This is a genomic window from Bacillus sp. LK2 (genome assembly GCF_001043575.1).
Taxonomy (GTDB): domain Bacteria; phylum Bacillota; class Bacilli; order Bacillales; family Bacillaceae_G; genus Bacillus_A; species Bacillus_A paramycoides.
The window spans coordinates 59,499-71,980 of the sequence record NZ_LDUK01000002.1 but is presented as its reverse complement, the minus strand read 5'-3'; the positions used below and the strand labels follow the sequence as shown (position 1 = coordinate 71,980).

At 34.8% G+C, this 12,482-nt stretch carries 12 protein-coding genes; all 12 read right to left on the bottom strand.

The features are described 5' to 3' along the window. Positions 1-2 precede the first annotated feature (2 nt). The 12 genes from VK90_RS02250 to VK90_RS29735 all read right to left on the bottom strand — a co-directional run bounded on the left by VK90_RS02250 (position 3) and on the right by VK90_RS29735 (position 12,474). Positions 3-1,814: a polysaccharide biosynthesis protein gene (locus tag VK90_RS02250; RefSeq protein ID WP_048370155.1), complete on the bottom strand. Its 1,812-nt coding sequence runs from the start codon at positions 1,812-1,814 to the stop codon at positions 3-5. A 60-nt stretch (positions 1,815-1,874) separates the two neighbouring features. Then, on the bottom strand, positions 1,875-2,756 hold the full coding sequence (galU, locus tag VK90_RS02245; RefSeq protein ID WP_048370153.1) for a UTP--glucose-1-phosphate uridylyltransferase GalU: 882 nt from the start codon (positions 2,754-2,756) through the stop codon (positions 1,875-1,877). A gap of 235 nt (positions 2,757-2,991) precedes the next feature. Beyond that, positions 2,992-3,759 (bottom strand): tyrosine-protein phosphatase, encoded by a 768-nt coding sequence (locus VK90_RS02240; RefSeq protein ID WP_048370152.1) that lies wholly within the window; start codon positions 3,757-3,759, stop codon positions 2,992-2,994. 83 nt (positions 3,760-3,842) lie between these two features. Then, positions 3,843-4,532 carry a CpsD/CapB family tyrosine-protein kinase gene (locus VK90_RS02235; protein ID WP_048370151.1) on the bottom strand — a complete coding sequence of 230 codons (690 nt, stop codon included), beginning with the start codon at positions 4,530-4,532 and terminating at the stop codon, positions 3,843-3,845. After that, positions 4,522-5,262 (bottom strand): YveK family protein, encoded by a 741-nt coding sequence (locus VK90_RS02230; RefSeq protein WP_048370149.1) that lies wholly within the window; start codon positions 5,260-5,262, stop codon positions 4,522-4,524. The genes VK90_RS02235 and VK90_RS02230 overlap by 11 nt, the downstream gene beginning before the upstream one ends. Positions 5,263-5,864: 602 nt before the next feature. After that, positions 5,865-6,299, bottom strand: a complete 435-nt coding sequence (gene fabZ, locus VK90_RS02225; RefSeq protein ID WP_002184592.1) for a 3-hydroxyacyl-ACP dehydratase FabZ — start codon at positions 6,297-6,299, stop codon at positions 5,865-5,867. A gap of 1,194 nt (positions 6,300-7,493) precedes the next feature. Continuing rightward, positions 7,494-9,296: an ABC transporter ATP-binding protein gene (locus tag VK90_RS02220; protein WP_048370147.1), complete on the bottom strand. Its 1,803-nt coding sequence runs from the start codon at positions 9,294-9,296 to the stop codon at positions 7,494-7,496. Positions 9,297-9,298: 2 nt separating this feature from the next. Further along, positions 9,299-10,486 carry a nucleotidyltransferase domain-containing protein gene (locus VK90_RS02215; protein ID WP_048370146.1) on the bottom strand — a complete coding sequence of 396 codons (1,188 nt, stop codon included), beginning with the start codon at positions 10,484-10,486 and terminating at the stop codon, positions 9,299-9,301. A 22-nt stretch (positions 10,487-10,508) separates the two neighbouring features. Continuing rightward, positions 10,509-10,961 carry a lasso peptide biosynthesis B2 protein gene (locus tag VK90_RS02210; RefSeq protein WP_025147103.1) on the bottom strand — a complete coding sequence of 151 codons (453 nt, stop codon included), beginning with the start codon at positions 10,959-10,961 and terminating at the stop codon, positions 10,509-10,511. A gap of 45 nt (positions 10,962-11,006) precedes the next feature. Continuing rightward, positions 11,007-11,306 (bottom strand): lasso peptide biosynthesis PqqD family chaperone, encoded by a 300-nt coding sequence (locus VK90_RS02205; RefSeq protein ID WP_048370144.1) that lies wholly within the window; start codon positions 11,304-11,306, stop codon positions 11,007-11,009. Continuing rightward, positions 11,306-12,235, bottom strand: a complete 930-nt coding sequence (locus tag VK90_RS02200; RefSeq protein ID WP_048370143.1) for an aldolase — start codon at positions 12,233-12,235, stop codon at positions 11,306-11,308. The genes VK90_RS02205 and VK90_RS02200 overlap by 1 nt, the downstream gene beginning before the upstream one ends. 107 nt (positions 12,236-12,342) lie before the next feature. Then, on the bottom strand, positions 12,343-12,474 hold the full coding sequence (locus VK90_RS29735; protein ID WP_000808480.1) for a paeninodin family lasso peptide: 132 nt from the start codon (positions 12,472-12,474) through the stop codon (positions 12,343-12,345). Positions 12,475-12,482: the final 8 nt, after the last annotated feature.

The following is a 12,482-nucleotide window of genomic DNA, read 5'->3' as shown; positions in this document are numbered from 1 at the left end:
AATTAATGTTTAAGATTAACTTTATTATTGGCAATATCTAATAATCGTCCTCTTATTTCCTCTTTACTAATTTCCTCAAAATCATTCATAAACTGTCTTAAAATCTCTTGATCCATTAAAACAGCTTTTCCTATATGAATCTTAGGGAATATTTGCTCCGGATGAATTTCACCTTCATTTAATAACTCTTCATACATTTTTTCACCTGGTCTTAATCCAGTAAATTCAATTCCAATTTCCTCAATTGAATACCCTGAAAGAGTAATTAAATTTTTAGCTAAATCAACAATCTTTACTGGGTCCCCCATATCTAGTACGAACAATTCTCCACCTCTAGCTAGCGTTCCAGCCTGAATAACTAATCTTGAAGCTTCCGGTATTGTCATAAAGTAACGAATCATATCAGGGTGAGTAACTGTTACAGGTCCACCTTTTTGAATTTGTTTCTTAAATAACGGGATTACACTTCCTCTACTTCCAAGAACATTACCGAATCTAACTGCAACAAAACGTGTACCAGTACTAATGGATGCCATATGTTGGACAATCATTTCCGCAAATCGTTTTGTAGCTCCCATTACATTCGTCGGATTTACCGCCTTATCTGTAGAAACCATTACGAACGTATTTACTTTAAATGTATCAGCCGCTTCTGCTACATTTTTCGTACCAAAAATATTATTTTTTACAGCCTCTTCAGGATTACGTTCCATTAAAGGTACGTGCTTATGTGCAGCTGCATGATATACGATATATGGTTGATGCTTGTTCATTATTTCAAAGATTTTATTTCGATCTTGAATATCAGCAATTTCTGTCGTAATTTCCACTGCATCTTTATAAGTAACTCGCATTTCCATTTCAATAGTATAAATGCTATTTTCACCATGTCCTAAAAGAACAATTTTTGCAGGATTATACTTCATCACTTGACGACAAATTTCTGATCCAATTGATCCGCCCGCACCCGTTACTAAAATCGTTTTACCTGCAATCTTTTCCCCGATACCCGCGTCATCTAATTGAATTGGCTCCCTACCTAATAAATCTTCCACTTGTACGTCTCGAAATTCATTAACAGAAACTTTGCCATCTAAAAGATCTTCAAGCATTGGTACAATTTGCGTTTTTGCTTTCGTTTTTGTACACTTCTCAAAAATTTCGTTTATTTGATTTCTATTTAAAGAAGGAATAGCAATAATGATATGCTCTATATCATTATCTTCCACAATCTCTTGAATATGATTTGTTGTACCAACAACCGGCACATTATAAATCTCCAATTTTTGTTTATTTCCATCATCATCAACAAACGCAATTGGATATAGATCCGCTTCTTTATTATGTTGCAATTGTCTTACTACCATAGTTCCCGCTGAACCAGCACCGATAATCAATGTTCGTTTTTTATCTGTAGCTTTCGTAATATATGTATCGCGAAACATACGCCATACAAAGCGAGAACCACCAATTAATAATAAATGTAACATCCATGCGATTGCTAAAATTCGAACATAAATATCATGATTTATAATTTGTTGAACAATTGCTGTTACAATAATAGAAAGTGTAATTGCTTTAAATATTTGTATTAATTCTCCAACACTTGCATATTCCCATGCCTTATTATAAAGCTTATAAATAGCTGCAAAAATATGATGGCTACACAATAATGTAATAGAACTAATAATTACTGTCGTAGGAATTCTGTTTAATACATTAGGATGTACGAACCAATAACTTAAATACACGGCGGTTAATACGATAAATGAATCTAATAAAATTAATAATGAGAGCCGTTTTTGATAACTCAATATATATGTTCCCTTCTTTATATAATTAGTATCTTATTTATAATAAAAAGGTACATTCGCTTATGAATGTACCTCTTCCTTTTTTACAAGTCCCTCTATATATTTCATTAAATCTAATTTCAACTCTTCATTTTGAAGTGCCATTTCAATCGTTGTTTTAATAAATCCGAATTTTTCCCCAACATCATATCGAGTACCTTCAAAATCATATGCAAACACACGTTGGATTTCATTTAAACGTTGAATCGCATCTGTTAATTGAATTTCTCCACCTGCACCTGTTTGTTGGTCCTCAAGGAACATGAAAATTTCTGGTGTTAATACGTAACGCCCCATAATTGCTAAATTAGATGGTGCTGTTCCCTGTGCTGGTTTTTCAACAAATCGGCGCACCTGATATTGACGACCATTTTGCGTGATTGGATCAATAATTCCATAACGATGCGTTTCATTTTCGGGTACTGTTTGCACACCAATTACAGACGAATGTGTTACCTCGTACTCATTCATCAACTGACGTAAACATGGCGTATCAGCTTGTACGATATCATCACCAAGTAATACTGCAAATGGCTCATTCCCAATAAATTTACGAGCACACCATACTGCGTGACCTAATCCTTTTGGTTCTTTTTGTCTTATGTAATGAATATTAATCTTTGAAGATGCTTGTACTTTTTCAAGCATTTCATATTTACCTTTTTCTAAAAGGTTTTGTTCCAGTTCAAAAGAATGATCAAAATGATCTTCAATTGCACGTTTTCCTTTTCCAGTTACAATAATAATATCTTCAATGCCAGATTCAATTGCTTCTTCTACAATGCACTGAATCGTCGGTTTATCAACTACAGGTAACATTTCTTTCGGCATCGCTTTCGTCGCTGGTAAAAATCTTGTTCCCAGTCCAGCAGCTGGAATAATTGCTTTCCTTACTTTTTTCAAATCAGTACCCCCAAATATTTTTTCTGTATATATGCATGTAGCAATAATAAAAAAACCTACCTATAGAGTCATATTTATAACTCCATAGGTAGAGTTTCAATTATGGGCATCTAACCCTACCTCACATCATGCTTTTGACAACAAACGCGTCTAAGGTAGAAATTTACTCTACCCACAGCATAGCCGAGTGTCTCCATTGATATTGGTTAGGAGGCATCACCAAGTGGTTTTCCCTTTAAAAGAGACCGAATATTTTTTTTCGTCTTATTTTCTCGGGCTCTTCTCGATAAATCATTTTTCCACTTATTAGTTCATATGTATTTTCTTTAAAGTAGTACAATGTAGAACTTCCAAATGTTTTCTCTACTGTTTCATACGCAGCTTGCAAGTGAAAGGAGCGCGTTGTTGTGTTATGAGCATCTGATGATATGACATGTGTTAAATGATGCTCAATAAGTTGCAATGAAAACTTATTGATTTTCTTTCCGAACTTCCCTGTGACGCTTCCTGCGGTAATTTGTGTCAGTGCCCCTTGATTGACGAGCTTATACAACACATCGGGGCGTTCAATAATTTCCATATTCCGTTCTGGATGAACAATAACCGGCGTGATCCCTTTCACACGTAATTCATATAACATTTTTTCTGCATAGCGCGGGACATGGTTTGCTGGAAATTCAATTAATATATATTTATCGGTACGATTCAGCGTAATAATACGTCCCAAATCATAGTCTTCTAATAACTCTCCGTACAACCTGATTTCTTGGCCAGGTAAAATGGTTAAATTGATATCCTCTTCTTTTAATTTTTCATTTAACTGCTTTACCTGATGAAGAATGCTTTCTGCTAGATTCATATAAACCCCATTTTGGTGATGAGGAGTAGCAACGATTGTATGAATTCCTTCTTCGCATGCTGCCTTTGCCATTGCAATGCTGTCTTCGATTGATTGTGCTCCATCATCGACATTAGGCAAGATATGACAATGTAAATCAATCATTCTATTTCATCCCCTCTCCACATATTCTTCACATACTGAATATAAGAAGAAAAGATGAATGTTCACCTTCCCTTCTTTTACATTTAGTTAGAACTGTAATAGTAATATTCGGATCCATTTTGTTCTTTATCGTTTAAGACAACGCCAAGTAATGTACCTTTTGCGCTATCCAATGATTGTTTTGCTTTAAGTGCCGCCTCTTTTTCTGTTGCACCACTTCGAATAACAAGTACAGAAGCATCACATTGATTTGCCATAATTTGTGCATCTGTAACTGGTAAGATTGGTGATGTGTCAAAAATGACAAGGTCATACGTGCCATAAGCTTCTGAAAGTAAATCTTTCATCGAGCTTGCACCCAGTAATTCCGCTGGATTTGGTGGGATTGGACCACATGGTAAAAATGTTAAATTACCGATTTTCGTTTGTGTCACACATGTTTCTAGTGTTTTACTACGTGTTAATACACTTGTTAAGCCAAATATATTATCCACTTGCATCATTTGATGTAATGCTGGTTTACGTAAGTCTGCATCGATAAGTAATACTTTCTTACCTTGTTGTGCGAAAACAGTTGCAATATTAGCAGCCGTTGTTGTCTTTCCTTCACTTTGATTCGCAGATGTTACGATAAGAGAACGAATCTTCTTATCAACAGATGCAAATTCAATATTTGTTCGTATATTTCGGTATTGCTCTGACACAGATGATTTTGGTTGTTCATATGCAATCAGCTGACGGCGAGCACGTAATATTTTTTTCTTAAGAACCAATTGTATGACCCCCTACTCTCTTCGTTGCTGATAAACTACCGCTCTTTGTGCCATCTTCCTCCATATGAGAAACGACGCCAAGAACTGGTACAGCAAGTAGTTTTTCAATATCTTCTTCTTTTTTCAACGTGTTATCTAAGTACTCTAGTAAGAATGCAATTCCAACAGAAGCCATTAATCCAACAACAAATGCAATTGCTATATTTAACTTTTTATTTGGTTTGATTGGTGACTGACCTTCTGCTACTTCTGCTTTTGATAAGATCGTTACGTTATCAATACTCATAATTTTTGCAATTTCACTTTTGAATATTTCCGCTGTTGTATTTGCGATATCACGAGCTAGTTTTACATCTTTATCTTGAACTGTAACAGCTATTACTTGTGAATCTTTCTCGTTTTCTACATTAATTTTTCCATTTAACTCTTGAGTAGACATGCCTAACTTTAATTCACTCTTCACCCTATCTAAAATTACAGGGCTTTTTACAATGATCTTATATGTATTAGTTAATTGCACATTGGTTTGCACTTCGTTATACTGGATGATTTTCTCATCTTGTTTCTTTTGGTTAACAAGAATTTGCGTCGAAGTCTGATAAATCGGCGTTATAAAGTAGAAACTTACGATCGCGCTTACAAGTGCTGCACCAATCGTAATTACAAGGATCATAACTAATCGTTTTCTTAAAATAGCAAATAACTCTTTCAAACTTATTGTTTCTTCCATGCCTTCCTCCAGCTTTCAATAATTTGTTATAAAAACTTCTGAAAATAAATAATTTGTCAGGTTTTAGGCTGACAACAAAAATCTGGTATCTAGTCCTAAAATTGTTTAGCAATAAATAACTATTTAACATATTACAGAACTTACATTAGTATAGCAAGAATAGTTGAGAAAATTATTGGAAAAATTGACAAATATTACACTACCGAATCTGACGAATTTCGAAACAGTTTTTAATGTATAGGTTTTCACTTGTTATACACTGTCGATATATGGGTATTATTAGTATTACTAGTGAATATACCATTGATTGATCTGTGTATTTATACTATCCTGTTTATAAAAATCTTACCTTTGTTAATTTTCATTTTGTTTTTTCTTACTCTTTCAATATCTTTTTTCAGACTTTAGTTGATAAACTTTTTTTTCGAAAGTCCCCTATATTTTTCAATCAAACGTTTGTTTAAAAGTAAGAGAACTTACCTATCGACAAATCCTCTTACCTTTCGTCCATTTCTTCATAATTCGCTTCAATAACAATAAAAAAGATGAATGACCATACTCTCTTCATTCATCTTCCAACGTAAAGTTATGTTAGCAAATCTTTATTCTTTCTTATCACCAATTGCAAATGTGATTTCAGCTTCACAAGCGATTTCACCATTTACAGTTGCTACTGCTTTTCCTTTTCCAATCGGTCCACGGACACGTGTCATTTCGACTTCTAAGCGAAGTTGATCACCTGGGCGAACTTGACGTTTGAAGCGGCAGTTATCAATGCCAGCAAAGAATGCAAGGCGACCGCGATTTTCTTCCTTCTTCAGTACCGCAACAGCACCCACCTGTGCTAATGCCTCTACAATTAGAACACCTGGCATCACAGGATAATCTGGAAAGTGTCCATTAAAGTATTCCTCATTTGCCGTTACATTTTTAATCCCAACCGCACGCTTTCCTTCTTCTACTTCTAGAATTTGATCGACTAGTAGAAATGGATAACGATGTGGAATAATTTCTTTAATCTGTTGAATATCTAGCATATCATTCTCTCCTTATATACCAAATTGGTCATACCACCAACACACTGTCCTTATTATCCCATTCTCCATTGTTTTTGTCACGAAAAACAAGAAATGCTTTCTACCCAAAATATCTATTAGGACTATTCATACAAAAAAGATACACCCTTTTCCCTTCGCTAATCGGTATAACAAAATAATAGCAATTAACACGGAGGTTGGAAAAAGGTGTATATCAAAGTTAGGGAGAGGAAATATACATTATTTTCCCTATGTGTCGTATTCATAGCTCATTATAAAGGACAAAAATAAGAAAGAAAAATTTAATATTTACTCCTTTTTACCATCATACCCTTAATTTTCTACAAATTTCTACAAATTTCTTCATTTTTCTTATATTATCTTAAATAGCATATCTAGAAATTAAGATTCGCAATCCAGAACACTATGCTTTATAAAAAAATAAATCTTCGTGGATTAGCCTTTAATAAAAATCCTATAAAATATCATCACAAAAGATACATTTACATTTCACAGAAATATCCAACATTGCATATAAATTCTTTTAAATCTATTTAACAATACATAAAAATAAAGTATAACTAATAAGAAATTGTTGCTTTTCCTTGTTTATCTGTTAAATAAGGCATTCCGGAGTATTTGAGAGAAAAACTCAAATGAAATAAAAAGAAATACTTATATAATATTCTTCACTATCTCTCTTTCATCTCCTCAAATCGTTTCCCTTCTTAATTACTTATATAAAATTAGTAGCAATTCAAAATACTAACAATTTATTAGGCACTACCTCTCATTAATCACTGACCATAAAAATGTCTACAAGGTGCTTCAAAATATATTATCACAACTACACTAATAAACCTTTATATACAAAAAGCAGCGAGACCTCTAGTCCTAAAGACGAGGGGTCTCGCTGCTTTTTGTTATATGGTATAAATAAAATCAGGTTCCTTGTTAAATTATAACATGGATATTTATACATGTATATAGATGGCATATTAATAAGTCACAAAAAGTATTTCTAGTTTTTTACTGGTCACACAATTAAATTAAGCTCATATTTCCATAAAAAGACCAGTACACAAATACCAATTGTCCCCCAAACCATAAATAATCAAATTGTGTTACCGGCCCGAAAGAAATAAAGGCAGTGTATTCCTTAAATTTATAAAAAATAATTGTGACTAGTCATATTTAAATGTTTACCTTAGCCTGTTGTCCAAGTAGGCTACTAAACAAACCACTTTCATCTTTTGCCAGTTGTGTGAAACTACCGTGTTGAATAATTTGTCCTTGATCCATTACAATTACTTGGTCAGCTTTACGTATAGTAGATAGCCTATGTGCAATGACAATAATTGTCATGCTTCCTTTCAATCTTTCCAATGCTTCTTGTATTTTCGCTTCATTTTCAGCATCTAGAGCACTTGTTGCCTCATCCAGTACTAAAATAGAAGGCTTTCGAAGTATCGCTCTAGCCAGAACAAGACGTTGTCGTTCTCCTCCTGAAAGCTTGACTCCCCTATCGCCAATCATTGTATCCAATCCTTGCGAGAGCCTGCTAACAAACTCAGCGGAAGCAGAAAATTCCAAAGCTTCCCAAAGCTGCTCCTCACTTGCATTTGGTTCAACCATTCTCAAATTGTCTCTTATACTGGCATTGAATAGAAATGGATCTTGAGGAACATAGCTAATAGATTTCCTCAATGATAATAGGTCCTTACTTGTCAACGGTTTGTTATCTATTAATAACTGACCGCTCTCCGGTTGCATAAGTCCCATTATGATATCAATTAATGTACTCTTTCCAGCACCGGAACGCCCTGAGATAGCTGTCATACAATTTGCAGGAATACGCAAATTAATATCTTTAAGTGAGTACACAGCATTTTCTTTATTGTAGCAGAAAGAGATATTTTGACACTCAATAGATTGTTCTATCTGCATAGGATTTATACAATCATAATCCTGCTCTATATCTTGCAATTCTATACTTTTCTTACACTCTTCCTGTAATTGCAGCAAATCTTTAAAAGCGGGAAGATTCGCTGCAATTTGTTCCATGTTGGATTGTATACCTGCAAATCGTGGCCACAAACGAGAAAATATAAGAATAATTAATAATAATTGCTCCGTTTTCGTCTGAAACAGCTTAACAGATAGAAAGATAAGAATAGCAATGAAAACAGCTGATGCAATTTTATAAAAGAGTTGAGAATTATTTCTCACCTTAATATATGCAAACTGTTCACGTTCCACATCTTCTACCCAATTACGTAACCACGTATAACGAGATCGTTCTAGTGTATTGCTCTTAATATCCTTAATTCCATTAAAATGATCAGTTATACCTGCAAGATACGCTTTTGAATTCTCTGAGGTTCGACCACCTAATCTTTTTGATTTTTTAATAAATCTTCGTGAAAGAAAGGCGAGTACCACAGCGCAACATAGTACAAAAATTGTTATATCTGCCGCTAACCAAAAAGCGAAACCAATCTGTATAAATGTAAACATTAAAGAAGTGAGCAACTGTAAAAATAAATTAGTGCCTGCGCTAACACGCCCTAATTCCGTTGTCAAAGAATTGATAAGATCTGATTTTCTCTTTTTCACAAAAAAACTCCAGTTGGCCTGCAACAATCCACGATAAGTTTCCAATCTCAAATGATTAATAAAACGTATCTGGATTTTCGCATTACGAACTGTTATATTCCTTTGCAAAAGCGCTTGTCCCACGACCAATATAATATATATTCCTAATACAAGTGGTAATCCTAAAGTAGTTGGAAACTCACCTAGGAATCCAAGAACCCCTGAAAGAGGACTTGTCTGTTCATTCATCTTCGCAATACCGCTAATACTTATCATAGGAATTAATAATAAAATGCCGATTCCTTCTACAAGACTGACCAATACCATTCCCATGAGATTAACAATGAGAATTTTTCCAGTAAAAGAGTATAACCGCTTTGTAAAATATAAAATATTTCTCATTTTCACTTCTCCTTACGGTACCTCATTTCCCTCCAAATCCATAAAACCGGCCGCAAAGGGAAATATAAAACATGCAGTTGTTTTGGCAGTGGTAAAGTTTCCACATCCTGAGGATAAGGATACAACCAACTAAGATGAAACAGTAGCTTTTGAGAGCTTGTCTTTAACAAATATAAATATCGCTCATGATATTTTGAAACTTCTTCTGGGACAGGATCTGTATGTAAGTTAATCATATTTTCCAAGTAATATATAGCAAGCTGCGCTAATTGCGTTACCCTTCTCCCTGACATTAATACTTTTGCCTCTTCCGCTATTATAAGAGTATCTAAAAGCTCAGAAGATAAAATAAGCGCCTGACCTACCAGTTGTTTACATCCATATCTTTCTAACATAACAGTGAGTTCTTCCCAATCTATTTCTTGCCTTACCATACGGTCAATGTCCGTTAACCATCGAAGCCTGGACCAACCATGCCTAGTCCCATGGGTCACAAGAAACATAAACAAATCCTCTCTACCTAAAAAATAGACAGGATAATTTGTGACAGGACTCGTCCTCTTTCGCCCCCATAACTCATCGAAGCGTGGTTCCTTTCCCGGTCCTGGGTGTAGTCGCCAATGAATCTCCAATTTCACCTTACTTATCGGATGCATGTAAGTTGTATGGTGGCGTCTCCACTTCCATTCATTCATAACCGTCGGAAAATCATCCTCTTTGACATAACCATTCTTTACAAGTAATTCGTTCACTTTCCCAAGATCATCTATAGGAACAAGGGCATCCAGATCCCCTGATGTTCGAAGGGAAACATCTCCATATAAGTCTGCGCCAAGAATAGGGCCCTTCAAAAATAGAAGTTGAAGTTGGTTTTCAGCAAATAATTTACTTACTTTTCCCATTTCCCCACTTAAATGAAGCATATGGAATGTATTCCTTTTAAAATATGTACTTAATACTTGCACAACATTTGATGGAACTAACTGTTTATCAATAGATTTCATTTTTGGATAAATAAACGCGTACATGCGATGATGCAGCGCCAGTTTCAAAAATTTGTTCCAATCAATATTTATGAACCAGTCTCCCGGGATTTCTTGTATCTCTTTATCTTCCTTCTTTATAATTTCAAGTAACAATTTTAGTTCTTTAGGTAAATGACTCAAATCAAGATTACAACCGGTATACATCTCATTCTCCTTCAAGATTTTTTTACCCTATCCTTTTTGCAAATTTACCAACAACGGTAAATCTCTTCATTTCTTCTACGCCAGTAATATAAAAGGGCCCGCTACGTAACCACGCATGGGCAATCATATTTCCCGTCTCATCTTTCGCGGTCCCTAAGTAAAGGGTACTTTCAATTTGACGCTTCTCCAACATTTTCATTGCAGCGATAGCTTTAACGAGACACTGGCTTTCCCAAAATGTATAACGGCTCATCATATGCACTGCTTGAGAAATTTCCCTTAACGTAATCTTTTCCGATTCATCATAGCTTAAAGACGTTTCTGCCATATGAATTCCTAATATAGGAGCAGCTTTAGAAAACGGTATACTTTTAAGAATACGAGCCCAGCCTAAATAAAAGAAAGCTTCTATAAGTAATAATTTTGTTCTCATATCGAACGACAAGAAAGCTTTGGCTTTATTTATGATATTCATCGATCCTACTCCTAATCTATTAAATCTGGAACGTTCAATTAAAAATCAAAGTTTTTCATCAACCGAGATTAACCCTTCTGCATACAAATGATTTAAGAAAGAGAGTACTTGTTCCTTACATTCTGCCTCTTCAATCATATATCGAGACAATAATATATCAATCACTTGATTGACAGATATTAATTCATTAATTAAACTCCAAATTTCACCACCTATACCTCCTAAGTTATAGTATTTCCCATTATGGATGCTCATCATCACTTTCTCCCCATCCATATCACTCACTACATTTTCCTGACCCTGTACAACAAAACTGTTTAATGAAATTGTTCGTTTACTACTCATTATTTTTCCTCCTCTTTTAAAGACTCTAGAATTTTGGATACTAAATCATGTGCCGTAAACTTTGAAATAGGACGTCTCAATTGAAACATATCTATTTTGTTTACGATATTTGTTGAATGCATAAAGTGCCATTCCATCATCCCCAATCGTGGGATTAATGAATTCCTATATGTATGACGCAGCAATGTGCGTAGTCTCTCCAGTCCTTCAATCTGCTGAAGTTCAACATCCCCATTTTCTACTTTCACTAATTCGAATACACCTGCCAATGGTAATGGTTCCTCGAAAAAGTTAGCTGTAACGGGGACAGCATATTTAGTTTCCCTTTCAAATAATGGCTGATAATGCGCTGTCTCCATTCCAAACTGATCAAGACTCTCTTTCCATAACTTTTGTTGCGGGTAAGATGGTGTAACAAAAGGAATATTATCCTCAGAAAGAGACACAGCAATTACATCATCGCTTAAAAGCTTATAGCCTTTGCTTAAAAGGGCTGATGCAAGAGTTGATTTTCCAGCTCCTGATCTTCCTACAAAAGCATACGCCTTTCCATTGATGGCTATTACACTTCCATGCAGAGGGAGTATTTTTCTCTGCATCAACAATGCCCCCATACAAGTCCCAAGAATATAAAGCCGAATCTTATCTTGATCAGACCCTTTCATAGGTGAAACAATAATTTTTTCTCCATTTTGAATACAAAACGTAGCAGTTTCGGGGATTTGAAACATAATTAACTCTTCTTCAACTACAAACACTGACTTCGGAGAAGATAACTCTCCCCATAATTGAGACAAGTCTGCAGTTTCTATTTTTACGTCTACTTCATTTTCGTAATTACTTACTTGAGGCAATTCCGGCAGGGGAATCTCACTTAATAGGGCTAATCCGAAGGCTTTGTAAATCTCTTTCTTTACAGTATGTATCATCTTTCTCACTCCAAATAGTTGAAAAATTGATTAAAAAAAACCCTTATACCGTAATTAAACTATATAAGGGCTGTAAAGCATATAAATCTCATTTAAATATTAGTGCATTAGCTGTGGTGAAGAGCGCCTTGCTCATCCTCATCTTCAAAAACTTGGTCAACAAGTCTCTTTCCAGGTCCAGCCATTGTCATGTTGATATCAAGCACTTCTAATACTGGTGATTGCCATTCTTGTTTCATAATTTCAC

What these genes read in the sequence shown, in the direction of transcription:
- VK90_RS02240 (WP_048370152.1), bottom strand. Translation starts at nt 3,759, where the DNA reads ATGATTGATTTACATTGTCATATCTTGCCTAATGTCGATGATGGAGCA.
- VK90_RS02230 (WP_048370149.1), bottom strand. Translation starts at nt 5,262, where the DNA reads ATGGAAGAAACAATAAGTTTGAAAGAGTTATTTGCTATTTTAAGAAAA.
- fabZ (WP_002184592.1), bottom strand. Translation starts at nt 6,299, where the DNA reads ATGCTAGATATTCAACAGATTAAAGAAATTATTCCACATCGTTATCCA.
- VK90_RS02220 (WP_048370147.1), bottom strand. Translation starts at nt 9,296, where the DNA reads ATGAGAAATATTTTATATTTTACAAAGCGGTTATACTCTTTTACTGGA.
- VK90_RS02215 (WP_048370146.1), bottom strand. Translation starts at nt 10,486, where the DNA reads ATGTATACCGGTTGTAATCTTGATTTGAGTCATTTACCTAAAGAACTA.
- VK90_RS02210 (WP_025147103.1), bottom strand. Translation starts at nt 10,961, where the DNA reads ATGAATATCATAAATAAAGCCAAAGCTTTCTTGTCGTTCGATATGAGA.
- VK90_RS02205 (WP_048370144.1), bottom strand. Translation starts at nt 11,306, where the DNA reads ATGAGTAGTAAACGAACAATTTCATTAAACAGTTTTGTTGTACAGGGT.
- VK90_RS02200 (WP_048370143.1), bottom strand. Translation starts at nt 12,235, where the DNA reads ATGATACATACTGTAAAGAAAGAGATTTACAAAGCCTTCGGATTAGCC.
- VK90_RS29735 (WP_000808480.1), bottom strand. Translation starts at nt 12,474, where the DNA reads ATGAAACAAGAATGGCAATCACCAGTATTAGAAGTGCTTGATATCAAC.